At 71.7% G+C, this 25,479-nt stretch carries 21 protein-coding genes; 13 read left to right on the plus strand and 8 right to left on the minus strand.

Going from position 1 to position 25,479, the window contains the following annotated elements; translation table 11 throughout:
* Positions 1-478 precede the first annotated feature (478 nt).
* The 3 genes from rsgA (at position 479) to R2B38_RS33655 (ending at position 3,796) form a co-directional block, all read left to right on the plus strand.
* A complete protein-coding gene (gene rsgA, locus R2B38_RS33645) occupies positions 479-1,642 on the plus strand; it encodes a ribosome small subunit-dependent GTPase A (protein ID WP_318019583.1) in 1,164 nt (387 codons plus the stop codon).
* A gap of 262 nt (positions 1,643-1,904) precedes the next feature.
* Entirely contained in the window at positions 1,905-3,314 is a 1,410-nt protein-coding gene (locus R2B38_RS33650; RefSeq protein ID WP_318021858.1) for a DNA-3-methyladenine glycosylase 2 family protein, read from the plus strand.
* Positions 3,311-3,796, plus strand: coding sequence for a methylated-DNA--[protein]-cysteine S-methyltransferase (locus R2B38_RS33655; protein ID WP_033287341.1), 486 nt, complete (start codon positions 3,311-3,313; stop codon positions 3,794-3,796). Before R2B38_RS33650 ends, R2B38_RS33655 begins: the two co-directional genes overlap by 4 nt.
* Here the strand turns inward: R2B38_RS33655 and R2B38_RS33660 are convergent.
* Positions 3,771-4,169 carry a PPOX class F420-dependent oxidoreductase gene (locus R2B38_RS33660; protein WP_318019584.1) on the minus strand — a complete coding sequence of 133 codons (399 nt, stop codon included), beginning with the start codon at positions 4,167-4,169 and terminating at the stop codon, positions 3,771-3,773. The two genes, R2B38_RS33655 and R2B38_RS33660, sit on opposite strands and share 26 nt — an antisense overlap.
* 178 nt (positions 4,170-4,347) lie before the next feature.
* Here R2B38_RS33660 and R2B38_RS33665 point away from each other — a divergent pair, with 178 nt between their 5' ends.
* Positions 4,348-5,556: an SGNH/GDSL hydrolase family protein gene (locus R2B38_RS33665; protein ID WP_318019585.1), complete on the plus strand. Its 1,209-nt coding sequence runs from the start codon at positions 4,348-4,350 to the stop codon at positions 5,554-5,556.
* A gap of 3 nt (positions 5,557-5,559) precedes the next feature.
* Here the strand turns inward: R2B38_RS33665 and R2B38_RS33670 are convergent, their stop codons facing one another.
* Both R2B38_RS33670 and R2B38_RS33675 read right to left on the minus strand, forming a co-directional pair.
* A complete protein-coding gene (locus tag R2B38_RS33670) occupies positions 5,560-6,042 on the minus strand; it encodes a DUF456 domain-containing protein (RefSeq protein WP_318019586.1) in 483 nt (160 codons plus the stop codon).
* A 36-nt stretch (positions 6,043-6,078) separates the two neighbouring features.
* Positions 6,079-7,059: a helix-turn-helix transcriptional regulator gene (locus R2B38_RS33675; RefSeq protein WP_318021859.1), complete on the minus strand. Its 981-nt coding sequence runs from the start codon at positions 7,057-7,059 to the stop codon at positions 6,079-6,081.
* A gap of 1,663 nt (positions 7,060-8,722) precedes the next feature.
* Here R2B38_RS33675 and R2B38_RS33680 point away from each other — a divergent pair.
* Both R2B38_RS33680 and R2B38_RS33685 read left to right on the plus strand, forming a co-directional pair.
* Positions 8,723-10,258, plus strand: a complete 1,536-nt coding sequence (locus R2B38_RS33680; protein ID WP_411978517.1) for a protein phosphatase 2C domain-containing protein — start codon at positions 8,723-8,725, stop codon at positions 10,256-10,258.
* A gap of 73 nt (positions 10,259-10,331) precedes the next feature.
* Positions 10,332-12,074, plus strand: a complete 1,743-nt coding sequence (locus R2B38_RS33685) for a pyruvate dehydrogenase (protein WP_318019588.1) — start codon at positions 10,332-10,334, stop codon at positions 12,072-12,074.
* Positions 12,075-12,086: 12 nt separating this feature from the next.
* On the opposite strand, the gene R2B38_RS33690 is transcribed toward R2B38_RS33685, so the two are convergent.
* Positions 12,087-13,280, minus strand: coding sequence for a helix-turn-helix transcriptional regulator (locus tag R2B38_RS33690; protein ID WP_318019589.1), 1,194 nt, complete (start codon positions 13,278-13,280; stop codon positions 12,087-12,089).
* Positions 13,281-13,427: 147 nt separating this feature from the next.
* Between R2B38_RS33690 and R2B38_RS33695 the strand changes: the two genes are divergently transcribed.
* A complete protein-coding gene (locus R2B38_RS33695) occupies positions 13,428-13,898 on the plus strand; it encodes a hypothetical protein (protein ID WP_318019590.1) in 471 nt (156 codons plus the stop codon).
* A 475-nt stretch (positions 13,899-14,373) separates the two neighbouring features.
* A complete protein-coding gene (locus R2B38_RS33700) occupies positions 14,374-14,826 on the plus strand; it encodes an ATP-binding protein (RefSeq protein ID WP_318019591.1) in 453 nt (150 codons plus the stop codon).
* An 86-nt stretch (positions 14,827-14,912) separates the two neighbouring features.
* Here R2B38_RS33700 and R2B38_RS33705 read toward each other — a convergent pair whose 3' ends face one another.
* Positions 14,913-15,953, minus strand: a complete 1,041-nt coding sequence (locus tag R2B38_RS33705) for a DUF2637 domain-containing protein (protein WP_033279537.1) — start codon at positions 15,951-15,953, stop codon at positions 14,913-14,915.
* Positions 15,954-16,256: 303 nt separating this feature from the next.
* On the minus strand, positions 16,257-17,105 hold the full coding sequence (locus R2B38_RS33710) for a (2Fe-2S)-binding protein (protein WP_318019592.1): 849 nt from the start codon (positions 17,103-17,105) through the stop codon (positions 16,257-16,259).
* Between the two features lie 157 nt (positions 17,106-17,262).
* Between R2B38_RS33710 and R2B38_RS33715 the strand changes: the two genes are divergently transcribed.
* Both R2B38_RS33715 and R2B38_RS33720 read left to right on the plus strand, forming a co-directional pair.
* Entirely contained in the window at positions 17,263-18,069 is an 807-nt protein-coding gene (locus R2B38_RS33715; RefSeq protein WP_318019593.1) for a GntR family transcriptional regulator, read from the plus strand.
* Positions 18,070-18,197: 128 nt separating this feature from the next.
* The gene (locus R2B38_RS33720; RefSeq protein ID WP_318019594.1) at positions 18,198-18,455 is read left to right on the plus strand and encodes a hypothetical protein; all 258 of its coding nucleotides are present in this window, start codon (positions 18,198-18,200) and stop codon (positions 18,453-18,455) included.
* Positions 18,456-18,629: 174 nt separating this feature from the next.
* Here the strand turns inward: R2B38_RS33720 and R2B38_RS33725 are convergent, their stop codons facing one another.
* Both R2B38_RS33725 and R2B38_RS33730 read right to left on the minus strand, forming a co-directional pair.
* Positions 18,630-19,397: a hypothetical protein gene (locus tag R2B38_RS33725; protein ID WP_318019595.1), complete on the minus strand. Its 768-nt coding sequence runs from the start codon at positions 19,395-19,397 to the stop codon at positions 18,630-18,632.
* Between the two features lie 129 nt (positions 19,398-19,526).
* The gene (locus R2B38_RS33730) at positions 19,527-21,200 is read right to left on the minus strand and encodes a PucR family transcriptional regulator (protein WP_033279533.1); all 1,674 of its coding nucleotides are present in this window, start codon (positions 21,198-21,200) and stop codon (positions 19,527-19,529) included.
* A 312-nt stretch (positions 21,201-21,512) separates the two neighbouring features.
* On the opposite strand from R2B38_RS33730, the gene R2B38_RS33735 reads away from it, so the two are divergent.
* Genes R2B38_RS33735 through R2B38_RS33745 form a run of 3 tightly spaced genes read left to right on the plus strand, consistent with a single transcriptional unit; the run spans position 21,513 to position 25,403 of the window.
* Positions 21,513-22,412, plus strand: a complete 900-nt coding sequence (locus R2B38_RS33735; RefSeq protein WP_318019596.1) for a xanthine dehydrogenase family protein subunit M — start codon at positions 21,513-21,515, stop codon at positions 22,410-22,412.
* Entirely contained in the window at positions 22,412-22,996 is a 585-nt protein-coding gene (locus R2B38_RS33740; protein ID WP_318019597.1) for a (2Fe-2S)-binding protein, read from the plus strand. The genes R2B38_RS33735 and R2B38_RS33740 overlap by 1 nt, the downstream gene beginning before the upstream one ends.
* A gap of 1 nt (position 22,997) precedes the next feature.
* On the plus strand, positions 22,998-25,403 hold the full coding sequence (locus R2B38_RS33745) for a xanthine dehydrogenase family protein molybdopterin-binding subunit (protein ID WP_318019598.1): 2,406 nt from the start codon (positions 22,998-23,000) through the stop codon (positions 25,401-25,403).
* Positions 25,404-25,479 lie beyond the last annotated feature (76 nt).

Below are 25,479 nucleotides of genomic sequence, written 5' to 3' on the forward strand. Positions count from 1 at the left end.
AAGGCGGCAGCCAGGACGGGCCGTTGTCCAAGGGCAGAGGTGGATCCTCAGTTCTGTTTGGGGGGATCTTCCTGCGGCAGGGATGTTCCTACTCGTAGTGACCTCCTGGGAGTTCGCTACCCGATCCGGCATCGAAGGCAGCCGGCGGAAGCCTGTGATCGATGTTGTCGGACGGGCGGAAGGTGGCAAGGACAGCGTCCACCTCACGGCTTGACTTGCTGCCGGGATCCTCGCCGGATAATGGTTGGCGCTCAGTGGGAGTCGGAGGCTAGATTTCCTTTCGTCCCAAGTGGTGGCCGGTAGGCCACCATTGTCGGTTGAGTGCGCATGGGAGGTGTGACCGATGGCTGTCTCTGTGATGGGCGCTGCCCGCATCCGGAAGTTCATCAAGTCCACTCCCGTGGTCTCCGGCTGACCTCATTCCTTTTCCCGCGTCTGTGTGCGCGGTGCCGGGGCCACCCTTGTGAAGGGTCACCCCTTGTCTTTCTCTTCTCTCCCGGGTTCGCTCTCGTCTTCCGTGCATCCGCTCCAGCCGTACGGCTGGGATGCGGACTGGGAGGCCGAGTTCGCCCCGTTCGCCGAGCAGGGGCTCCTGCCCGGCCGTGTCGTACGGGTCGACCGTGGCCTGTGCGACGTCATCACCCCGGTCGGCACCGTCCGTGCCGACACCGAGTTCGTCGTCCCCCGCGATCCGATGAAGGTCGTGTGCACAGGGGACTGGGTCGCCGTCGATCCCGAAGGCAGCAACCCACGCTACGTGCGAACGCTCCTCCCTCGCCGTACCGCCTTCGTCCGCTCGACCTCGTCGAAGCGTTCCGAGGGCCAAGTCCTGGCCACTAACATCGATCACGTCGTCATCTGTGTGTCGCTCGCGGCCGAACTGGACCTCGGGCGGATCGAGCGGTTCCTGGCCCTGGCCATGTCCTGCTCCACTGGTGAGGCACTGCTGCATAACGCGGCGGACTCCTGGGAGTCCGGTGCCCGGCCCGTGGTCGTGCTGACCAAGGCCGATCTCGTGCCGGACGCCGTGACGTTGTCGTATCTCGTCCAGGACGTGGAGACGACGGCGCCCGGTGTGCCGGTGCTGGCCGTCAGTGCCGAGACCGGGGACGGGATCGACGTGCTCGCCGCGGTTGCCGCCGGCGGTACCTCCGTGCTGCTCGGGCAGTCCGGTGCGGGCAAGTCGACGCTCGCGAACGCGTTGATCGGCGCGGACGTGATGGGTGTCCAGGCGACGCGTGACGTCGACGGCAAGGGCCGGCATACGACCACCACGCGCAACCTGCTCGCCCTGCCCGGCGGCGGGGTGCTGATCGACACACCCGGACTGCGCGGGGTGGGGTTGTGGGACGCGCAGACCGGGGTCGGGCAGGTGTTCGCCGAGATCGAGGAACTCGCCGGGCGGTGTCGGTTCCACGACTGTGCCCACACCGCCGAACCCGGTTGCGCGGTGCTCGCCGCCCTCGACTCCGGTGACCTTCCCGAACGCCGGCTCGACAGTTACCGCAAGCTCATGCGCGAGAACCAGTGGATCGTCGCCAAGACCGACGCCCGCGCCCGCGCCGAACTGCGCCGTGACTGGAAGCGGAAGGGGGCGGAGGGTAAGGCGGCGATGGAGGCGAAGCGGGGGCGCTGGGCGTAGGGGGCGTAGGGGGCCGGGCAGGGCTGGTGTCGGGGCCGGTGGGTCGGCGGCCTGTGGCGACCCACCGGCGGGTGGGGGGCTCGGGCGCCTGGTGCGGATTCGCCCGCCCGTTCAGACGCGTTCGGGGTGTCCCGGTGCCCGGCCGCCCCCAGCCCCCTCGCGCCGGCCCCGCCGGAAAACCGACCTCCACTCCCGCCCCCCAAACACCCCGTCCGATTTCCGCCAGCCCCGCCCCCGGGGATGGCGGAGACTGGACACCGTGATGGACGAAGACACCAGGTACGAAGCCGTGCGGAGCCGGGACGCCCGGTTCGACGGGGAGTTCTTCTTCGGGGTCGCCACGACCGGGATCTACTGCCGGCCCAGTTGCCCGGCGGTGACGCCGAAGCGGCGCAACGTGCGGTTCTTCGCGACGGCCGCCGCCGCGCAGGGCTCGGGGTTCCGGGCCTGCCGGCGGTGCCGTCCGGACGCCGTGCCGGGGTCGGCCGAGTGGAACGCGCGGGCCGATGTCGTGGGCCGCGCCATGCGGCTGATCGGCGACGGGGTCGTGGACCGCGAGGGCGTCGCCGGGCTCGCGGTGCGGCTCGGCTACAGCGCTCGGCAGGTCCAGCGGCAGCTCACCGCCGAACTCGGCGCCGGGCCCGTCGCCCTCGCCCGGGCCCAACGGGCGCACACCGCAAGGGTGTTGGTGCAGACCACCGATCTGCCGATCACGGAGATCGCGTTCGCATCCGGGTTCGCCAGCGTGCGCCAGTTCAACGACACGATCCGCGCCGTGTACGCGTCGACCCCGAGCGAGCTGCGCACCACGAAGGCGTCTCACGCGTCCAGGGCGACGGCGGCAGGTCCCTCCGCCGGAATCCCCCTGCGGCTCGCGTACCGCGGCCCCTACCAGTCCGCCGCCGTCTTCGACCTGCTCGCACGCGAGGCCGTTCCAGGGGTGGAGGAGATCATCGGCAGCCCCGGCCGCCGCACGTACCGCCGCACCCTCCGCCTCCCCTACGGCACCGGAATCGTCGCCGTGGACGAACGACCCGGCGCCCTCAGGACCGCGCCCCCCGCCCACCCCGGCGGCTGGCTCGACGCCCGTCTGCACCTCACCGACCACCGCGACCTGACCACCGCCGTCCAGCGACTGCGGCTGCTCTTCGACCTCGACGCCGACCCGTACGCCGTCGACGAACGCCTCGGCGCCGACCCCCGGCTCGCCGAACTGGTCGCCGCCCGGCCCGGCCTGCGCTCACCGGGCACCGCGGACCCCGAGGAACTCGCCGTACGGGCCCTGGTCGGGCGGGCGGAGGCCGAGCGGCTGGTGCGGCGCTACGGCAAGACGCTGGACGCCCCGTCCGGCGGCCTCACCCATCTCTTCCCCGAGCCGTCCGCGCTGGTGGACGCCGCGCCCGGCGAACCCCTGGCCGCCCTCGCCACCGCCCTGACCGACGGCACCGTACGACTCGACGCCGGTGTCGACCGGGACGATGCCGAGCAGGCCCTGCTCGCGCTGCCCGGCATGGACGCCGCGACCGTCGCCGTGATCCGTACGCGCGCTCTCGGCGACCCCGATGTGGCACCGCCCGGCATCGGCGTTCCGGACGCGTGGCGCCCCTGGCGTTCCTACGCCGTACAGCACCTACAACACCTGCGCACGGCAGGGGAGTCGGAGTCCCGATGAGTACCCGCTGGACCAGTTTCGAGAGCCCCCTGGGTCAACTCCTGCTCACCGCCGACGAGTTCGGCGCCCTCACCTCCCTCTCCGTGCCCGGCCAGAAGGGCGGCCGCACCGTCCAGCCCGAGTGGCGGCAGGACCCCGGCCCCTTCCGCGCCGCCGGCGAACAGCTCGCCGCCTACTTCGCCGGTGAACTCAAGGAATTCCAGCTGGAGTTCCACACCTCCGGCACCGACTTCCGCGAGCGCGTGTGGACCGCCCTCGACTCCGTCCCGTACGGCGCGACGACGACGTACGGCGAGATCGCCGCGCGGATCGGCGCGCCCCGGGCGGCCGTTCGGGCCGTGGGAGGGGCGATCGGCGCCAATCCGTTGCTGGTTGTCCGGCCGTGTCATCGGGTGATCGGCGCCGGCGGGGCGATGACGGGGTATGCGGGCGGGCTCGAACGCAAGGTCCAACTGCTCACCCTTGAGGACGCGTTGGGCTGAGCCGGTCGGTCTCCAGGCCCCAGCTGTGGATCCGCCGGGGATGGATGCGGATCACTTCCTCGCTCATGTGCGGGCCCAACTCGTGCGGGCCGACGAGGAGTTCGGCCTCGCCTCGGATGTCGATACCCCGCACCTTCCAGGGCTTGACGCTGACGATGTCGTCCACGACCAGCGCGACTTTCGGGTTCTTCTCCAGATTGCGCCACTTCTTCGTCGTGCCCATCGCGTAGCCGCCGACCAGGATCGTCCCGTCGGCCTGCGGGAAGAAGCCGACGGGGTTGGCCTGCGGCTGGCCCTGGGGGTCGACGGTGGCGAGGCGGCCCAGTCGCTGTGAGGTGAGGTAGGCGCGCTCGGCCTCGGTGAATTCGGTCATGACGGCAGCCAAACACGCCTGCCCGCCGCGCGCATCGGCCTCCGGTCCCAGGCATTGCGCCTTATGCCCCACACCGGAGGGGGACGCGGGGCCCGGCGCCGGTGATGCTCCGCCGTCCGCCCGTTCCGGCGTGCCACGGTCGCCTTCCTTGTGGCTGGCGGGAAGAGGCGGAGCGCTCATGGTCGGGGCCGGACGGGTCGTCGTAGCACTGCTGGTGTGTGTGCTGGGAGCGGGAGTTGGGGAGGGGACGGCGACAGCCGAGGGGCCGGCCGGTGGGGCGGCGGCCACCTGGACCGGCACCTGGGAAGCCGCCCCCTCCGGAACCGCCCCGGCCCAGCCCGGCGCCTCCTTCCGCAACGTCGTGCACCTCAGCGTCGGCGGCAGCGCCACCCGCGTCCGGCTCACCAACCGGCTCGGTACCGCGCCCCTCCGCCTCGACGCGGTGACCGTCGCCCTGCGCGAGACGGGTCCGGACGCCGTGCCCGGTTCGATGCGGGTCGCCACCTTCGCGGGTGCCGGGACGGTCACCGTTCCGGTGGGCGAGGACCTCGTCAGCGATCCCGTACCGCTCGCCGTGCCCGACGCGGCGGACCTGCTCGTCACCGTCCACACACCCGACGACTCCGGTCCTGCGACCTACCACCGCGCGGCCGGGCAGACCAACTACCGTGCCCCGCAAGGGAATCGGACCGCCGATGTCGACGGTTCCGCGTACACGGCGACCACCACCTCCTGGTACTACGTCACCGGTGTCGACGTCCTCGACGCCCCGGCGGCCGGCAGCGTCGTAGCCTTCGGAGACTCCCTCACCGACGGCAACGGCTCCACCCGTGACGCCAACCGCCGCTGGCCCGACCGGCTCGCCGAACGTCTCGGCACCCTGCCGTCGTACCGCCGCCTCGGTGTCCTCAACGCCGGTATCTCCGGGAACCGGCTGCTGCGCGACGACGTAGGACCGAGCGCCCTGTCCCGTCTCGACGCCGACGCCCTGTCTAGGTCGGGAGTGCGGGTGGTGATCCTCATGGAGGGCATCAACGACATCAAGGGCACCCCGAACGCCACCGACCCCGCCGCCTTCGAGGACGCGTACCGCACCCTCGTGAGCCGGGCCCACGCGTACGGGATCCGTGTCATCGGCGCGACCCTCACGCCGTACGGCGGCAGCAGCGGTTACACGGCGGCCCGCGAAGCCGTGCGGCAGGAGATCAACGGGTTCATCCGTGGGGGCGGGCCCTTCGACGCGGTGGTCGACTTCGACGCGGCCGTCCGTGACCCGGCGCGGCCGCAGCGGATCCTGCCCGGTTACGACTGCGGTGATCACCTGCACTTCAACGACGCCGGAATGCGGGCGCTCGCCGAGACGGTCGACCTGACCACGCTCGGCTGAGGGTCAGCCCCAGATCACCGCGCCCACCCACGCGCCCATGATCAGCAGGCAGGTGAACAGTTCGGTCAGGACGCTGGAGCCGCCCGAGCGCATCGCCGTACGGAGGGAGGCCATGGCCTCGCCGTGGCGGCCCAGGCGGAGGCGTTCGTGGAGGTAGATGCCGGCCATGAAGCCGGGGATCGCGCCGAGCACGGGGATCAGGACGAAGCCGAGGAACGCGCCGGCACCGGCGTACACGCCCATTCGGGGGGTCGCGCCGCTCGCGCGCAGGCGGCGGGGCGGCAGCGCCCAGCGGACGACCTGGGAGAGGAAGAGGACGACCGTGGCGCCCACGAGGACGCCCCAGGACACCGGCTGCGGGTCCTTCAGCGCCCACCACAGGACCGCGGCCCACACCAGCCACGACCCCGGCACTCCGGGCACCAAGACTCCGCACAGGCCGAGCAGGAGGACGACGCCGACCAGGAGGAGTTCACCCACTCCCATCTGTCCAGCGTGCGGGACGGACGGTGAAACCGCAGGTCAGGTACGGGCGACCCAGCCCCGTTCGTAGGCGTGCCAGCCCAGTTGCAGCCGGGTCGTGACGCCGGTCAGCTCCATCAGGCGTTTCACCCGGCGCTGAACCGTGCGCAGGCCCAGGTCGAGCTGTTTCGCGACGCTCGCGTCGGTCAGCCCGGCCAGCAGCAGGGACAGCACCTCCAGGTCGGTGGCGTCGGGGCCGTCGGGGTTCTGCTCGGTGGGGCCGGACGCGCCGAGGCGCAGGGGGAGGGCGTCCCGCCAGATCGACTCGAAGAGCCCGGAGAGCAGTTCCAGCAGGCCGCTCGCGTGCACGACGAGTGCGGCGGGCTCCGCTGTGTGCGAGGTCAGCGGGACCAGCGCGAGGGTCCGGTCGGCGACCACCAGCTTGGTCGGGACCTTGTCGACCACCCGTACCTGTTCGTCGCGGCTGAGCGCGGCGGTGAGTTCGGTGATGCCGTCCGGCTGGTCGAGGACCGCGCGTTCGAGGACGACGCGGTAGCGGACCCCGCGGTCGGCGGCCTGTTCCTCCGCGTCGTTCTCCATGCCGGTGACGGCGACCGGGGTCCCGGTGACCAGCGCGCACACCTCCTCGGTCGCGCCGAGCTGGAGCTGGAGGAAGCGCTGGGTGACGGCCGCGGCGCCGATCACCACCTCCACCAGGTCGTGTACGGCGGGTTCGGCGGCGGTGGCGCGGTACTCCTCGGCGAGCAGCGCGGCCGCCAGTTCCGCCTTCTCGAGTTCGTGGCGTTGCTGGGTGAGCAGCGCGCCGAGGGCGACCCCGGGCGGGGCGGCGACCCACCGGCCGGGGCGGGCCGAGGACTGGGCGGCGAGTCCGTGCCGTTCCAGGCGGCGCAGGGCGCGCTCGGTGTCGTACTCCCCGAGGGTCAGCCGTCGGGCGAGATCGGGCACGTCCGCGGCGCCGACGGACACCAGGGCCCGGTACGCCGACTCGTGTGCCTCGTCCAGGCCTATCGCTCCCAGCACCAGGTGCCGCCTCTCCCCGAAGACTCCGTCGCGTCCCGTGCCCTGTGTCCCGTGTCCTGCGTCCCGCGCGCCGTGGCGGGAAACAGCCACGGCGCGAAACCGCCTCGGCACATCATCGCGGTACCACCCGTCACTCTGCCAAGGTTGCGCCACCGGGGCATCAACTGCCGCCCGTAATGCCGGTATTGGGCCTTTGTGGCCTGCGGGTTCGCGCGCGGTGGGTCATGGGGTGGTTCATGGGGGAGACCGGCGTGAATCACAGGGGAGCTTCAGGAAAGCCGGTCACACTCGGGACTTGGTGGGCCGAACCCGCAGCGGGATTCGGTCACTTGGAACGTGACCCGGGCCCATGTCGTGCGCCGGCACGCAGGGGAGTTGGGGCCGGGTCACTCAGTTGTCGCCGGGCGGTTCTCCCGTGGGGGGTGGGACCGTCCGGCGACCCTGCGTCGCCCTGTGTCCCCGGTGGCGGACGGGTGTTCGGCAGGTCGTCCGACACGCCGTTAGAGGAGGGGCTCGCGTCCGATTTTCCGGACGCCCCGTTTCCAACTGGCCCGTGCGGTGGACAATTAGGGGCATGAGCCAGCAGGGGGGAACGCCGACCGGTCACGAGGACGACTGGTGGAGCCAGCTGTACGACGACACGGCGCAGGACACGGGGCCCACGGGCGCGGGGGACTCCGTCGACGAACGGTTCGCCTCGGCGGCCGGGACGGTACGGGTGCCTCCGGCGGACGAGCGGGACCATCCGGTGGGCCCGGGTGTCCCGGGGCCCCGCGCGGGAGCCCGGCCCGACTCGGAGCTGCCTGCCGGTACGGGTTCCGCTTCAGCGCGGGGCGGGTGGGAGCCGTCGCCTGCGGCAGCTCCGGGATCTGCTGCGGTCCCGCCGGGGCCCATGCTCCGGGGGCCGGCGGAGACACCTGGGACCTCTGCTGCCGCGGCACAGGCGCCGGTCGTCGGGCCGGGGTCGGGTGCGGACGGTGGTGGCCCGGCCGGAGCGTCGGGGGCGGGCGGGACTGGGGGCGGTTTTGCGGGGAGTGCCGGTGGGTCCGGTCCTCTCCGGGGTGACGTGCCGGGTGTCGCTGCTCCGGGTGAACGCCCGCCTGCGGCTGCGGTTCCGGGAGCCGACGGCTCGACTCCGTACGGCGAGCCTCCGGTGTTCACACCTGCGGCGCCGGCCGCACCCGGTGCGGAACCGAGCGTTGAGCCTCCGGTGTTCACGCCTGTGGCGCCGGTCGTGCCTGGTGTGGATCCGGGTGTTGAGCCTCCGGTGTTCCTGCCTGTGGCGCCGACCGCGCCTGGTGCGGGCCCGAGTTTCGAGCCTCCGGTGTTCACGCCCGTGCCTTCCGAAGACACGGCCCCGCCCGCGCCACCCCGGCAGGGCCCGCACGCGGAAACACAGCCCGGCCTCTGGCCCGCCGACCCTCAGCGGCCCGCCGGTGCGGAGCTTCCGCCCGCGTATCCGCCGCGACCGGCGGCTCCCGCACCTCCTGCCGACAACCCCGTCGTAGCTTCGGGGGACCTCCCTCCGGACGGGCTTTCCGCCCAGCGGTCGGCGGCGGCTCCCGCACGCCCCGCCGAGGATCCCACCGGCGCTACGCAGCCTCTCCGTCCGGACGGTCCGCAGTCGTCGGCTGTTCCGGCGCCCCCTGCCGACAGCCCCACCGTGGCTCCGGAGGGCCTCGGGCCCGATGGGCGGTCCGTCTCGGATGGTCCGTCCTTCCCACGCCCCTACCCGCAGTCGTCGGCTGTTCCGGCGCCCCCTGCCGACGGTCCCACCGTGGCTCCGGAGGGCCTTCGCCCCGACGGGGGGTCCGCCCCGGATGGCCCGTCTTCTCCGCGTCCCTATCCGCAGTCGTCGGCTGTTCCGGCACCCCCTGCCGACAGTCCCACCGCGGCTCCGGAGGGCCTTCGCCCCGACGGGGGGTCCGTCTCGGGTGGCCTGTCTTCTCCGCGTCCCTATCCGCAGTCGTCGGCTGTTCCGGCACCCCCTGCCGACAGTCCCACCGCGGCTCCGGAAGACCTCCGCCCCGACAGGCGTTCCGCCCCGAACCCCGCCCTCTCTCCGCGGCCCCCATCCACCCCCGCTCCCCAATCCCCCCGCCCGGACGGCCCGTTCGACCCGCGCCCCTACCCCCAGCCTCCGGCCGAGCCCGCCCCCCAGCCCCTCCCGCTCACCCCACCCCCCAACCTCCCCGCCCTCGCAGCGCCCCCACCCCCTCCCACCTCCGCCCCCCTCACCCCCGACTACGTAGGCTCCGGACCCCCCACCTACGACCCCGAGCCCACCGCCCTCCCGCTCGCCGACCCGGACGAGCTCGACGATCTGGTCGCGGACACCGTGCTGGACGGGGCGCGGTACGGGGCGAGCACGATCAGGGCTGCTTCCGTGCGGGGGGACTCCGCGCGGTTCCGGGGGGAGCCGCGGCGGGATTCGTTGCTGACGGCGCGGTTCGGGGTCGGGGAGCAGGCGTTGGTGCTGGTGGCGATGGCCACCGGGGCCCGGGCCACACCGGGGGCGCATCGGGCCGCCGCCGAGGCCTGTGACTGGATCGCGCGGGCCGTGGGGCGCAGTCACGCGCGGCTCTCCGAGGACATAAGGGCCGCTCGGCGCGGAGACCTGAAGTCCGGGCTGCACCGGCTCACCGACCGCAGCCTCGGCAAGCTGCGTGCCAGCGCCGCCGAGCAGGGCATCGACCCCGAGGAGTACTCGGCCGGCCTGCGGTGCCTTCTCCTCCCCGCCCACCCGGAGTGCCGTACGCGCGTGTTCTTCGGGGTCGGGGCCGGCGGGCTGTTCCGGCTGCGGGACGGGGAGTGGCAGGACATCGAGCCCACCGTCGGCGACCTGACCGGCGAGGCCGTCGTCGGGTTCGGGTCGCAGCCCGCCGAGACGCCCGAGGGGGACCGGCTGACCATGGACCTCGGGATTCCGACGCCCCCGAGCCCGTACGAACCCGCCCCCGAACCGCCCCGCGAACCCTTCCGCTTCCGTGCCTCCGTGGCCCGCCCGGGCGACACTCTGTTGATGTGCACCGGCGGGCTGGCCGAACCGCTGCGCGGCGAGCCCGAGCTGTCCGCGCATCTGGCGGGACGGTGGTCGCGCACCACCCCGCCCGGTCTCGCCGCGTTCCTCGCCGACACCCAAGTGCGGGTCAAGGGTTATGCCGACGACCGCACGGCCGCCGCTGTTTGGGAGGCGTGAGCGCCCGGGCTGTGAATTCATGGAACCCAGAGGGATCCGTAGGACACAGGAAACCGAAGGGCACGCGAGAACCATGGCCAAGCAGAACGTTGCCGAACAGTTCGTCGACATCCTCGTCCGCGCCGGAGTCAAGCGCCTCTACGGCGTCGTCGGCGACAGCCTCAACCCGGTCGTCGACGCCATCCGTCGCAACTCCGCCATCGACTGGATCCACGTACGGCACGAGGAGACCGCCGCCTTCGCCGCCGGCGCCGAAGCACAGATAACCGGGAAGCTCGCGGCCTGCGCCGGCTCCTGCGGCCCCGGCAACCTGCACCTCATCAACGGCCTCTACGACGCCCACCGCTCCATGGCCCCGGTCCTCGCCCTCGCCTCGCAGATCCCGTCCAGCGAGATCGGCCTCGGGTACTTCCAGGAGACCCACCCCGACCGGCTCTTCCAGGAGTGCAGTCACTACAGCGAGCTCATCTCCAACCCGAAGCAGATGCCCCGGCTCCTCCAGACCGCCATCCAGCACGCGGTCGGACAGAGCGGCGTGAGCGTCGTCTCGCTTCCCGGCGACATCGCCTCCGAGCCCGCCCCGGACAAGGCCGCCGAGACCGCCCTCGTCACCTCCCGGCCCTCCGTCCGCCCCGGCGACGCCGAGATCGACAAGCTCGTCGAGATGATCGACGCGGCGGAGAAGGTCACCCTGTTCTGCGGCAGCGGCACCGCCGGCGCGCACGCCGAGGTCATGGAGTTCGCCGGGAAGATCAAGTCCCCGATCGGACACGCCCTGCGCGGCAAGGAGTGGATTCAGTACGACAACCCGTATGACGTGGGGATGAGCGGTCTGCTCGGTTACGGCGCCGCCTACGAAGCCACCCACGAGTGCGACCTGCTGATCCTCATCGGCACCGACTTCCCGTACAACGCGTTCCTGCCCGACGACGTGAAGATCGCCCAGATCGACGTACGGCCCGAACACCTCGGCCGGCGTTCGAAGTTGGACCTCGCGGTGTGGGGCGACGCGAAGGAGACGCTGCGCTGTCTCACCCCGCGGGTGAAGCCGAAGGGGGACCGGAAGTTCCTCGACCGGATGCTCAAGAAGCACGCCGACGCGCTGGAGGGCGTCGTCAAGGCGTACACGCGGAAGGTCGAGAAGCACGTACCGATCCATCCGGAGTATGTGGCGGCCGTGGTCGACGAACTGGCCGACGAGGACGCTGTGTTCACGGTTGATACAGGCATGTGCAATGTGTGGGCCGCGCGTTACATCACGCCCAACGGCCGCCGCCGCATCATCGGTTCGTTCTCGCACGGCTCGATGGCGAACGCGCTGCCGATGGCGATCGGCGCCCAGTTCACCGACACCGAGCGGCAGGTCGTGTCGATGTCGGGCGACGGCGGATTCTCCATGCTGATGGGCGACTTCCTCACCCTCGTCCAGTACGACCTGCCGGTGAAGGTCGTCCTGTTCAACAACTCCTCCCTGGGCATGGTCGAGTTGGAGATGCTGGTCGCCGGGCTCCCGTCGTACGGCACCACCAACAAGAACCCCGACTTCGCCGCCGTGGCCCGCGCGTGCGGTGCGTATGGAGTGCGGGTCGAGAAGCCGAAAGACCTTGAGGGCGCCCTGAAGGCGGCCTTCAAGCACAAGGGCCCCGCCCTCGTCGACGTCGTCACGGACCCCAACGCCCTGTCCATCCCGCCGAAGATCAGCGCCGAGATGGTCACCGGGTTCGCGTTGTCGGCGTCAAAGATCGTGCTGGACGGGGGAGTTGGGCGGATGCTGCAGATGGCCCGGTCCAACATCCGCAACATGCCCCGGCCTTAGGCCTGTCGGGGCCTAACCGTCGTACGGCACCCACCCGTTCGACGAGTACCAGAGGTGGCGCAGGCCCTTGATGCCGCTCGTGCGGAACGGCCTGCCGTGGTCGTCGACGCGGAGGGTGCCGGTGCGGCCCTGGGAGGACCAGTCCAGTTCCAGGTACCAGCGGCAGTCGCAGGTCCCGGTGCGGGCCTTGACCAGCAGGACCTCCGGGTCCGTGGCCGATACCCGGTACGGCAGGTGCGCCACCGGGACCGTCCTGCCCGTGTCACTGCCCGGCTCCGGCTTGACGAGCGGGCGGTGGGCGTCCAGGTTCACGCCGAAGTAGCGCGGGGTGATGTCGCCGCCGCAGCCCTGGGCCATCGAGTAGGCGATGCCCGGGGCGGGTGCCGTGCGGCCGACGACCCGGACCCGAAGTGCCTTCAGGACCACGGCCGTCGAGCTCCGGCCCTGCACCGAGATCTCCACGTTCGTCTGCCCGCCGTGCACCGCGTGCTGGGTCGCCGCCCAGGCCCCGGCGTCCTGCTGGACCGGAGGCGGGGGCACGTCCTTCGGTGCCTTGTCGATGACGTAGTCGTGGTCGCAGCCGAGCTCCCAGACCTGGGAGTCGGCGGTCCAGGTGAGGGGAGCGGGGAGGGCGGACGGGGTGGCCTCGGCCGTGGCGCCGGTGTTGGTCCCGGCCCCGGTCCCCACCCCGGCCTTGGACTTGGCCGTGTCGTGGGTGGACACCGCCGACAGGGTGCCCCACACCGCGAGCACCGTGCACACCACGGCCGCGGTGAGGGTGAGCCGTCGCCGGTACCAGGGCGAGCGGACGGCGGGCACCGGCGGTTCGTCGGCAGCGGGTACCGGCCCGTCGACCGCCGGAGCCCCCGCCACCGCCGGAGCCCCCGTCGCCCCCGCCTCCCGTCGCCGCTGTTTCGCCGCCACCGCCAGGATCCAGTACCGGTGCAGCTCCAGCCGCTCCTCCGGTGTCGCCCCGCACAGCGCCGCGAAGCGTTCGACGGGGGCGAAGTCGAGGGGGACCGCCTCGCCGACGCAGTAGCGGTGCAGGGTCGAGGCGTTCATGTTCAGGCGGCGGGCCAGCTGGCTGTAGCTGCGGTCCGTGCGTGCCTTCAGGCGCCGTAGCAGCGCCGCGAACTCCTCGACGTCCTTGTCGTTGGCCTCGCCCGACACCCTTGCTCCCGTGCGTGTCGCGTCCCAGGACGGCATCCCAGGGACTCCCTGTACCAGGAGGTCAGACGGGGTGGGACGGTTCCACCGTCGCGGGTTCGGTGTCGGTCATTGCGGTCGTCGGCGCCGTACGCCGAAGCTCGGTGCGACCGCAGCACGGCACCGAACCGAAACGGGGAAACACACGTGAACAGCAAGAAGGCCACGCGCCGCACCGCACTCGCCGCCGGTCTCGCCCTCGCCCTCGGGCTGGGTGTGGCGGCCCAGGCCTCCGCCGGCGCCCCGCGCACCGTGAGCGGTTCGCCGGACGACAACATCACCCGCATCGCCGACTTCTACGGCGCCTACATCGACGCCGAGAGCGACCTGGACAACGGCGGCGGCAAGCTGGCCACACAGCTGCGCAGCTACTACCTCACCCCGGCCTACCTCAAGGAGCTGAAGGCCTGGGAGGCGAAGAACCACGCGGACGGTGTCCTCCAGGCGCAGAACACCCCGATGAGCTGGAAGGTCACGGACAACGGCACCGCCGACTACACCGAGGCCGCCATCACCCTGACGTGGGGCGGCGGCGACACCACCAAGCTGATCGTCGACATGACCCGCACGACCCACAAGATCATCCACATCGGCACGAAGGGCATCGGTCGCAAGTAGGGCCCGCAGAGGGGCTGTTGGCGGTTCCCGAACGGCTGATTCCGGCCAGTTTCGCGGAGTGTGGGGCTCGGGGGAGGTCCGGGGGGACCAGGGGCCCCACGCCTTCGCGGACTACGGCCGGATCGGCAGCCGCGCATCGGCAGTCGGTTCGATCGCCGGTGGTCAGGACGTCACGGGGTGTCTGGTCCCGCCGCCGGGAGCCTCGCCGCCCCGGAGGGGAACGCCCCGGCCGCCCCACCCGGGCCGCATGCTCCGTACCGTGGCCGTTCGACCCTTCGGACGGCACTCCCCCCGATTCCTCCGCCCCGCCGGTCACGCAGCGTTTATGGCCGAACACCCGGTCGTTGACGATTCGACATGACTGCCCCGTTCCCGACGAGGGCATGGATCCCCGTGAACGTGTTCGAGCAGGAGGGAACCGGAAACCGGCGTGCAGGCGGGGGTCATGAAGAGGCAAGCACGAGGGGGCGGTCCCATGGCGATCGGGGCCTCCTCGGCGAAAGCGGCACAGGACAAGGCCGACAGCGCCACGGAACCGGCGCAGCCGCCTCAACTGAGGCGCAGACTCGGACGCGCGGACCTGCGGGCGGTGCCCGAGGCGCGCAGAGCGTTGCGTGAACTGCTACGGCACTGGGGGAGGCCGGGACGATCGGAGATAGCGGAGCTGCTCACGAGTGAGCTCGTCACCAACGCGCTGATCCACACCGACCACGACGCCGTGCTCACGGCGACCGTCGGACCCCGTGGACTGCGCGTGGAGGTACGGGACTTCGTGGCCCGCAGGCCCCGACTGCGCGTACCGGACGCCGACGACGGTACGCACGGGCGGGGCCTGGTCCTGGTGCAGTCCCTCGCGGACGCCTGGGGAGTGTCGGCCCACGGGGTCGGCAAGTCCGTCTGGTTCGAGCTGGATTCGGACGTGGCATGAGCAACGGGGCGGGGGCGGCGTCCAGTTGGACTCCGCCCCCGCCCCGTCTGTCGCCCGGTCCCGGATTCAGGTTCTCAGCCCTCGGCTCAGCCGAACTGCTGCTCCAGGTCCTTGAGCTTGCGCTCCAGGGAGTCGAGCCGCGGCAGGGCCATCGTGTCGTCCTCGGCGGTGAGGTCGACGGTTATCGGGTCAGATGCCCCGCGGACTGGCTGGAGTGAGGGACGCGTGCGAACCGGCAGCTGTTCCGGCGTCGATAGAGCAGGCTCCGCGGATGCTTGTCCGGAACCGCGCTCCAGGGCCTGCGGTTCCGACGAGCGGCCGCCGCCCCGACCGATGAGGCCGCGCTGGCCCCGGCTTATGGCCTTGAGCTGAGCCCGCTCGATCCGCTGCTGGTCGCGGCGGCGCAGTCGGGTCTCCTCCTTCTTCGCCTTGTCCTCGCGCACCTCGTCGACCGCCTCGTCCAGGCTGCGGACGTTCTCCAGGAGCATCAGCGACCAGGCGCTGTAGGTCTCACGGGGGGCCCGCAGCCAGCGGACGATACGGATCTGCGGCAGCGGACGCGGCACCAGACCCTGCTCGCGCAGCGCGGCCCGGCGGGTCTGCTTCAGCGCACGGTCGAAGAGGACCGCGGCCGACAGCGACATGCCGGAGAAGAACTGCGGAGCGCCCGCGTGGTCGACACCCCTGGGCGCGTGCACCCAGTTGAACCAGGCGGCCGCGGCCGCGAACGTCCACACGAGTATGCGCGAGCCGAGGGCCGCGTCACCGTGGCTGGCCTCGCGGACCGCGAGCACCGAGCAGAACATGGCCGCGCCGTCGAGGCCGAACGGGACCAGGTACTCCCAGCCGTCGGTGAGGCCGAGGTTCTCCTGGCCGAAGCCGACCAGTCCGTGGAAGGAGAGTGCCGCGGCGACCGCCGCACAGCAGAACAGAAGGACGTAGGAGGCGATGCCGTATATGGCCTCCTTGCGCCTGCGGCGCTCCTCCGTGCGCTCCCACGAGTCGTCTTTCGCGTGCTCCCCGCCGGACCGCTTGCTCCGCGCGAGCACCGCAACCGCCGCCAGCATGCCCAGGAGCAGTACGGCGCCGGGAAGCAGCCAGTTAAGCGATATGTCGGTCAGTCTCATCTGGGGTCCCTTGCATTGGGATAGGGCGTAACGCCCGCCATAGTGGCCCAATCCCAACGGCCCTCAGGCGTTTTCGGGGCAAGAGGCCGCCAAGGAGGTGCAAGGGGATGCCCAGGACGGCTTTCTGCTCGAACTGCCGCTTGAGGGGCGGGAGTTGAGTTCGAATAAGACTACCCGTACGGGTGGTTCCACGGAAAGTTCCTGCGGCAAGTGAGGAAGTTGTGAAGCACCTGTAACCGGACGGACGCCTTGTTCGCGGCTGATCCTAGCGGGCGTTGAGTGGAGTGTGTGACTGAGGGTGCCTCAACTCGCGGCGGCAGCCAGCAGCTTGGTGACCCGCTCGGTCTCGCAGGTGCGCGGGCAGGTCGGGCAGGCGTCCAGCGCGTCCAGCGTGTAGTACATGCAGCAGCTCGCCCGGTCCCGGGTGGACAGCGCCTCGCCGTTGGGGCCGGTGACCTCGCGGAACGCGGCCGATCCGACGTACGGCTTGGTCGCGCCCGGCAGCAGCCGCTCCAACTCCCTTACGGCGCGCGGCTGTTCGCCGAAGAGGTCGGCGACGTACCAGATGCCCTCGACGACCTCGTCGGTCGCCATGCCCCACAGGGCGCGGCCCCGCCGCCGCATCCGCGGGCCGAAGCCGGCCAGGACGGGTTCCATGTGCTCGGCGACCGCGGCCCGCACCTCGGCCCGCAGTGCCTCCTCGTCCGGGACCACCCGGGCGCCGGGCAGCCCTGCCGCCGGGTCGCCGGGCAGGCAGGCGAAGGAGTCGGTGCGGACGGCCAGCCGGCCCATGTCGAAGCCCTCGGCCGTGCGGTCGTAGGAGACGTGGGTCACAGGGAGGCGGGGGACGCGGCGGTGCAGGAACCAGGGGACGGTGAACAGGAGGACGACCGGCCAGGCGTAGCGGTGCAGGCCGAAGGTGGCTATCACGTCCGGGCGGCCCCGGCGGCCGTGGTCGCGCAGGACCTGGGCGTCGTCCCGGGCCAGGAACGCCTCCAGGCCCTCGCCGCCCTCCGCGAGCGAGGCTGCCGAGATCCAGCCGCCGCCGGTGGGAGTCGGTTGGTCCGGGGTGAGTTCGGTGATCGCGAGCCCGGGGATGACCTCGGTGAGGCGGGCGTACGAGTCCGCTACGGCCGAAGAGGGCAGGGGCATGCCGGGACCACCGATTCGCCGTTGGTGTAGAGGTAAGGCTTACCTTACCCAACCCTCCCGGGATTTGAACTAGTCCGATCTGCGCCTAAGGTGCTTGACGGACGAGTAACAAGACGCCGTAATGACCCCAAGTACCGACACGTCCGGAGGAGGACCCGTGAAGCAGGGCACGCAGGGCTCCGCCGGGACGGGTGTTCCGGACGCGCCCGCCCGGGGCTCCCGGGTGCCGCCGCAGCAGCGCGCCGCCGACGTGGACCGGGACCGGGGTCTCGCGGACGGCACCGGTGCGGTGCGCGGTGAGCACACGCACAGCGAGACGCCGATCCCGCGCCCCCGTCAGGTCCTCCAGCGGCCCTCCGTGCGCGGTCAGATACTGGACGCGCTGCGCACCGCGCTCGTCGGCGGGGAGCTGACCCCGGGCGAGGTGTACTCCGCGCCCGCGCTCGGTGAGCGGTTCGGGGTCTCCGCCACGCCCGTGCGCGAGGCGATGCAGCAGCTCGCCACCGAGGGTGCCGTCGAGGTCGTACCGAACCGGGGCTTCCGGGTGATCGAGCGGGGTGCCCGCGAACTCGCCGAACTGGCCGAGATCCGCGCCCTGATCGAGGTACCGGTGATGCTCCGGCTCGCCCGTACCGTGCCCGCCGCCCGCTGGGCCGACCTGCGCCCGCTGGCCGAGGGGACCGTCCGCGCCGCGGCCTCCGGGTGCCGGGCGACGTACGCCGAGTCCGACCGGGCCTTCCATCGCGCGGTGCTCGCGCTCGCCGGCAACGAACAGCTCGTCCAGATCGCCGAGGACCTGCACCGCCGCGCCCAGTGGCCGCTGGTCGGCGGTCCGGTCACGCGCGGACGGGCCGACCTGGTCGCCGACGCGGCCGAACACCTCGCGCTCCTCGACGCGTTGGCCGCGGGGGAGTGGGACGTGGTGCGGTCCCTGGTGCAGGAGCACTTCGCGGGATCGGCGTGACGTCGAATATGTGACTCCGGTCACGAGCGGGTCCGGGTCGGGCGACCGTGGCCCGTACCGGGAACCCACCCGGACGCCGGTGACGTGCCCCACGGAAAGGGATGACCGATCCGCGGGGGAGAACGCCGATGTTTCCGAATCCGGGCCAGCAGGCCGCACAGCGAGGTGCCGAACAGTCCGCACGCCGGGCGGCGGAGGACGGGATGCGGGCCGCACAGGCGGGCGCCCGGCGCGGTCACTCCCGCTCCGGCGGCGGCCTGTTGAGCTTCCTCCTGCTCGTCGCCGTCGTGGTGCTGGTCGCCCGCGACCCCGAACTCCGGTCGTCCGTCCTGCACTTCGTCCACCACGTCGTGAACGTCGTGCAGAACCGGACGAACGGCTCCTGACCTACGCGGTGGCCGCCCCCGGCGCGGGCACCGCCAACTGTCGTGCCAGCCAGGTCGGTACGCCGCCGAGGAGCCGGAAGAGGCGTCGCGCTTCCTCGCGCAGCCGGGATGCCTCCGGTTCGGCCTCGGCGTCGGCGAGGGTGGCGAGGGGCAGAGCCGCACCGACGGCCAGACCTACGCCGTAGCCGCCCCCGGCGCGGGCACCGCCAACTGTCGTGCCAGCCAGGTCGGTACGCCGCCGAGGAGCCGGAAGAGGCGTCGCGCTTCCTCGCGCAGGCGGGATGCCTCCGGCTCGGCTTCCGCGTCCGCGAGGGATGCGAGGGCGGGGGCCGTGCCGACGAGGTAGCCCAACTCCTCGCGGATGCGCAGGGATTCGGCGAAGCCGTGGCGGGCCTCCGCCAACTCGCCGTCGCGCAGGGCGAGTCCGGCCAGGTGGCGGTGGGTGAAGGAGAGGAGCAGGGGGTCGGCCCGGTCGGCGGCGGCCGCGTGGGCGCGGCGGTACGCGGCCCGCGCGGCCTGCGGTGAGCGGGCCAGGTTCTCCGCGACCAGCCCGCGCCGGAAGTCCAGCAGCGCGCGCCCCGCGCCGTCCGGCGGGATCAGCGCCGCCGCCCGCCCGAGCGCGGCCCGTGCCTCGTCGGCCCGGTCGCGCACAGAGTGCAGCGTGGCCGCGTAGGCGAGGTAGCCGCGTTCACAGGCCGCCGCGCCCCGCTCGTCGTCGCTGTGGGCCAGTGCCTCGGCCGTCCGCAGCGCGTCGTCGGCGTCCTCCCAGCCCTGCTCGGTGTAGAGACACCGCTCCACGAGCAGCGCGGTCCGCTGGAGGGCCGGTGCCGCGGTGTCGGGCCGCAGCAGCGCCGCCGCGTCGACCCAGCAGGCCCGCGAGCGCAGCCGCCACACCGCGGTCTGGAGGGGATCGTCACCTTCGGTCGTTCCGTGTCCAGACATGGCGGAATGCGCCACGTTGCCCTCCCCGAGCACACCATTGAGCTGTTGAGTGGTGGCATCTCAGCACGGATCGTAGGGCCCGGCCAAGAGGGTGGGTGAAAGAATTCACAAAGTCGTGGGATCTTCCGGTCAGCTCATCCGCAGTGCCAGGAAGAAATCCAGCTTGTCCTCAAGGCGCGAGAGGTCGCGACTCGTCAACTGCTCGATCCTGCCGACCCGGTAGCGCAACGTGTTGACGTGCAGGTGCAGCCGGGTCGCGCAGCGCGTCCAGGAACCGTCGCACTCCAGGAACGCCTCCAGCGTCGGGATCAGCTCCGCGCGGTGCCGGCGGTCGTAGTCCCGCAGCGGGTCGAGGAGGCGCGCGGTGAAGGCCCGCCGTACGTCGTCCGGCACGAAGGGCAGGAGGAGGACGTGCGAGGCCAGCTCCTGGTGCCCGGCCGCGCACACCCGGCCCGGCCTGGCGGCGGCGACCCGCCGTGCGTGCCGCGCCTCCTCCAGCGCCCCGCGCAACCCCTCCGCCGAGTGCACCGCCGCGCTCACCCCGAGCGTGACCCGCCCGTCGTCGTCGAGCCCGGCCGACAGCGGATCCCGTACGGCCGCCAGGAGCACGTCCGCGTGGAGCCCGGACTCGGAACCGTCGTGCTCCGCCGACACCGCGGGCAGCGGTACGAGCGCGATCGCCTCGTCGCCCGAGTGGGCCACGGCGATCCGGTCGGAGGGCTCGGGGCCCGTCGTCAGCGGGTCGACCAGGATCTCCTCCAGCAGCGATTGCGCTACCGGGCCCGCCTCGATGTCCGCGCCCTCCCACTCGACCCGGGCCACGACCACCTGCCAGTGCGGGGCCGCCCCGAGCCCGGGCAGCAGGACGGGAGCGGCGACCCGTAGACGCGCGGCGATCTCGGCGGGTGCGGCGCCCGTCTGCACCAGCTCCAGGACCTCCTGCGCGAGCCGTCTGCGGACCGTGCGCGCCGCGTCCCGCCGGTCCCGCTCGACCGCGATCAGCTGCGTGACGCCCTGGAGCAGGTCCAGGCGCTCGTCCGGCCAGTCCCCGGCGTCCGCCTCGACCGCGAGCAGCCAGTCCGACAGCACCGTCTCGCGCACGTCCCGCGAACCCTGCGGGGCGCGGCCACCACTGCGGATCGGGAAGAGGGAGTACGTCGAGCCGCCCAGCGCCAGCCGGTGCGGTCCCCGGCGGCCCGTGCGGGCGGCGGCCAGGTGCTCGGCGGCCAGCTTCGCGCACACGTCGACGGGCAGCGCGGGACCCGACACCTTCGAACCCGCGATCAGCCGCCCGGTCGGCGACAGCACCCACGCCCGCAGATCCAGGTCGGAGCCGAGCAGATCCAGGACCACGTCCGGGCCGCCCCCGGCAGGACCCGAGGTCATCATCCGCCGGTGCCGGTCCACCACGGCCGCGAGGTCACCGGCCCGCTCGCCGGAGACCTGCCGTACGACATGCTCGGTGATCGTCGCGAACGCCACCGACTCGTTGACCGCGAACAGCGGCAGCCGGTGCCGGGCGCAGGCGGCTATGAGGTCGTCCGGGATCGCGCCCAGCTCGGCCTCGCCGGCGGCCATCGCGGCGACCCCGGCGGAGACCAGGAGTCGTACGAACGGCTCGGTGTCGGCCGCGTTCCGGCGCCAGGCCAGGCCGGTCAGGACCAGCTCGCCGCCCGAGAGGTAGCGGCTGGGGTCGCGCAGGTCGGTGGTCATCACCCCGCGGACCGTGCGGTCCAGCTCGTCCGCGCCGCCGAGCAGCCGCAGCCCCAGCGCATCGGTGTCCAGAAGTGCGCGCAGCCGCATCGCCGTCGCCGCCGTTCTTTGTCTAGAAAACTACGATGAACCAAGAGGTGCTGTGGGTGCAGGGCCGTGCGGGGCTGTTTCCCACGTTTCCACAGGGAATCGAAGGGGTTACTGATGACCTCTGTTCATATGAATCTACAAGATGCCCGCGCTGGCCAGCCAACTCCTTCATGGTTTCCGTGACTGACCCGCTCCGCGCACGGCGCTGTGTACTGACCTCACGCTGCATTAACAGCACATGAACGAGCCGGACCCGCCGCACACGAACTGGCTTGATCCGTACGACCCACGAGACGAAGAAGAGAGCCGGTCATGGACTTCCTTCGCCCCGCCAGCTGGGAGGAGGCGCTCGCCGCCAAGGCAGAGCACCCCACCGCAGTACCCATCGCGGGCGGCACCGATGTGATGGTCGAGATCAACTTCGACCACCGCAGGCCCGAGTACCTGCTCGACCTGAACCGCGTCGGCGACCTCTACGAGTGGGAGGTCGGCGCCGACAGCGTACGGCTCGGGGCCTCGGTCCCGTACACCCGGATCATGGAGAACCTGCGCGGCGAGCTGCCGGGCCTCTCCCTCGCCTCGCACACGGTCGCCTCCCCGCAGATCCGCAACCGCGGCGGCGTCGGCGGCAACCTCGGCACCGCCTCCCCGGCCGGCGACGCCCACCCCGCGCTCCTCGCGGCCGGCGCCGAGGTCGAGGCCGAGTCGGTGCGCGGCAGCCGCCGTATTCCGATCGACGAGTTCTACACCGGCGTGAAGCGCAACGCGCTCGCGCCCGACGAACTGATCAGGGCCGTCCACATCAAGAAGGCCGACGGCCCGCAGCAGTACTCCAAGGTGGGCACGCGGAATGCCATGGTCATCGCCGTGTGCGCCTTCGGCCTCGCCCTGCACCCCGCCACCCGCACGGTCCGCACCGGCATCGGATCGGCCGCGCCGACCCCCGTCCGGGCGAAGGCCGCCGAGGAATTCCTGAACGCCGCGCTCGACGAGGGCGGATTCTGGGACAACGGGAAGATCATCACGCCGTCGGTCGCCAAGCAGTTCGCGGACCTGTGCTCCGCCGCCTGCAACCCGATCGACGACGTCCGGGGCACGGCCAGCTACCGCCGCCACGCGGTCGGCATCATGGCCCGCCGCACCCTGACCTGGACCTGGGAGTCGTACCGCGGCACTGACGGCCGCTCCATCGAGAAGGGGAGTGTCGCCTGATGCGCGTCAATTTCACGGTCAACGGCCGCCCGCAGGAAGCGGACGACGTGTGGGAGGGCGAGAGCCTCTTGTACGTGCTGCGCGAACGGATGGGGCTGCCCGGCTCCAAGAACGCCTGCGAGCAAGGGGAGTGCGGTTCCTGCACCGTCCGGCTCGACGGCATTCCGGTGTGTTCCTGTCTGGTCGCGGCCGGGCAGGTCGAAGGGCGCGAGGTCGTCACCGTCGAAGGGCTCGCGGACTACGCCAAGCAGCGTGCGGAGCACGGGAGTTGCGCAACGGGCGCCCACGGTACGTCAGTTGACGAGGCCAAGGGCTGGGCGGCGAAACCGCTCGACTCCCAGACCGGTGAGGGTACTCAACTTGCCCCCATCCAGCAGGCGTTCATCGACGCCGGCGCCGTCCAGTGCGGCTTCTGCACCCCCGGACTCCTCGTCGCCGCCGACGAGATGCTGGAGCACAACCCGACCCCGACCGACGCGGACATCCGCGAGGCGCTCTCGGGCAACCTGTGCCGCTGCACCGGCTACGAGAAGATCATGGACGCGGTCCGCCTGGCGGCCGCCCGGCAGGGAGAGGCGGTCTGACATGCCCGGCACCTCCGCAAAAGGCTCCCCCATCGGCACTCCCACCAAGGTCACCCAGGGTTCCAAGACCAAGGGCGGCATCGGCGAGTCCACGCTCCGCCCGGACGGCACCCTCAAGGTCACCGGCGAGTTCGCGTACTCGTCCGACATGTGGCACGAGGACATGCTCTGGGGCCAGATCCTGCGCTCCACGGTCGCGCACGCCGAGATCGTCTCCATCGACACTGTCGAGGCCCTGAAGACCCCGGGCGTCTACGCCGTCATGACCTACGACGACCTCCCGACCGACGTGAAGAACTACGGCCTGGAGATCCAGGACACCCCGGTCCTCGCGCACGGCAAGGTCCGCCACCACGGCGAGCCGGTCGCGATCGTCGCCGCCGACCACCCGGAGACGGCCCGCCGCGCCGCCGCCAAGATCAAGGTCGAGTACCGCGAACTCCCCGTCATCACCGACGAGTTGTCCGCGACCGCGCCGGACGCGATCCTCATCCACGAGGGCCGCGACGACCACCACATCGGCCATGTCCCGCACCCGAATATCGTCCACCGTCAGCCGATCGTCCGGGGAGACGTCGAAAAGGCCCGGGAGCGCGCCGACTTCATCGTCGAGGGCGAGTACACCTTCGGCATGCAGGACCAGGCGTTCCTCGGCCCGGAGTCCGGACTGGCGGTCCCCTCCGAGGACGGCGGCGTCGACCTCTACATCGCGACCCAGTGGCTGCACTCCGACCTCAAGCAGATCGCGCCCGTACTCGGCCTGCCCGAGGACAAGGTCCGCATGACGCTCTCCGGCGTCGGCGGCGCGTTCGGCGGCCGCGAGGACCTGTCGATGCAGATCCACGCCTGCCTGCTGGCCCTGCGCACCGGCAAACCCGTGAAGATCGTCTACAACCGCTTCGAGTCCTTCTTCGGGCACGTCCACCGCCACCCCGCCAAGCTCCACTACGAGCACGGCGCCACGAAGGACGGCAAGCTCACCCACCTCAAGGCCCGCATCGTGCTAGACGGCGGCGCCTACGCGTCGGCGTCCCCGGCCGTCGTAGGAAACGCCTCGTCGCTCGGCGCCGGACCGTACGTCATCGACGACGTCGACATCGAGGCCATCGCGCTCTACACCAACAACCCGCCCTGCGGCGCGATGCGCGGCTTCGGCGCGGTCCAGGCGTGCTTCGCCTACGAGGCCCAGATGGACAAGCTCGCCGACAAGGTGGGCATGGACCGGGTCGAGTTCCGTCAGCTCAACGCGATGGAGCAGGGCACGATCATGCCGACCGGGCAGCCGGTCGACTCCCCGGCGCCGGTCGCCGAACTCCTGCGCCGCGTCAAGGCGATGCCCATGCCGCCCGAGCAGCAGTGGCTCGCGGCCGGAGAGGCCGCCGACGTACGGCAGTTGCCCGGCGGCCTGTCCAACACGACGCACGGCGAAGGCGTCGTGCGCGGCGTCGGCTATGCGGTCGGCATCAAGAACGTCGGCTTCTCCGAGGGCTTCGACGACTACTCAACGGCCAAGGTCCGCCTGGAAGTTGTGGGTGGCGAGCCCGTCGCCGTCGTGCACACCGCGATGGCGGAGGTCGGCCAGGGCGGAGTCACCGTCCACGCGCAGATCGCCCGCACCGAGCTGGGCGTCGCCCAGGTGACGATCCACCCGGCGGACACCCAGGTGGGCAGCGCCGGTTCGACCTCCGCGTCCCGGCAGACGTACGTCACCGGTGGCGCCGTCAAGAACTCCTGCGAGCTGGTCCGCGAGAAGGTCCTGGAGATGGGCCGTCGCAAGCTCGGCACCTACCACCCGGCCTGGGCCACCGCCGAACTCCTGCTGGAGGGCGGCAAGGTGGTCACCGACGCCGGCGAGGTCCTCGCCGATCTGGCCGACGTCCTCGAAGGCGAGTCCGTCGAGATCGAGGCCGAGTGGCGTCACCGCGCGACCGAGCCGTTCGACCTCCGTACGGGACAGGGCTTCGGGCACGTCCAGTACACGTTCGCCGCGCACCGCGCCGTCGTCGAGGTCGACACCGAACTCGGCCTGGTCAAGGTGATCGAGCTGGCCTGCGCGCAGGACGTCGGCAAGGCGCTCAACCCGCTGTCCGTGATCGGCCAGATCCAGGGCGGTACGACCCAAGGTCTCGGCGTCGCGGTCATGGAGGAGATCATCGTCGACCCGAAGACGGCGAAGGTGCGCAACCCTTCCTTCACGGACTACCTCATCCCCACGATCCTCGACACCCCGACCATTCCGGTCGATGTGCTCGAACTCGCCGACGAGCACGCCCCGTACGGGCTGCGCGGCATCGGCGAGGCCCCCACCCTGTCGTCGACTCCGGCCGTACTAGCGGCCATTCGGAACGCGACCGGACTGGAACTGAACAGGACACCGGTACGCCCGGAGCACCTCACGGGCACGTGACCTTTCGAGGTCCCAACCGGTGACGCCCTGGGGGGAGTCGGTCCCCCCAGGTCCCCATTGTTCGTCTCGGGCCGTC

The sequence above is a fragment of the Streptomyces sp. N50 genome, assembly GCF_033335955.1.
GTDB lineage: Bacteria > Actinomycetota > Actinomycetes > Streptomycetales > Streptomycetaceae > Streptomyces.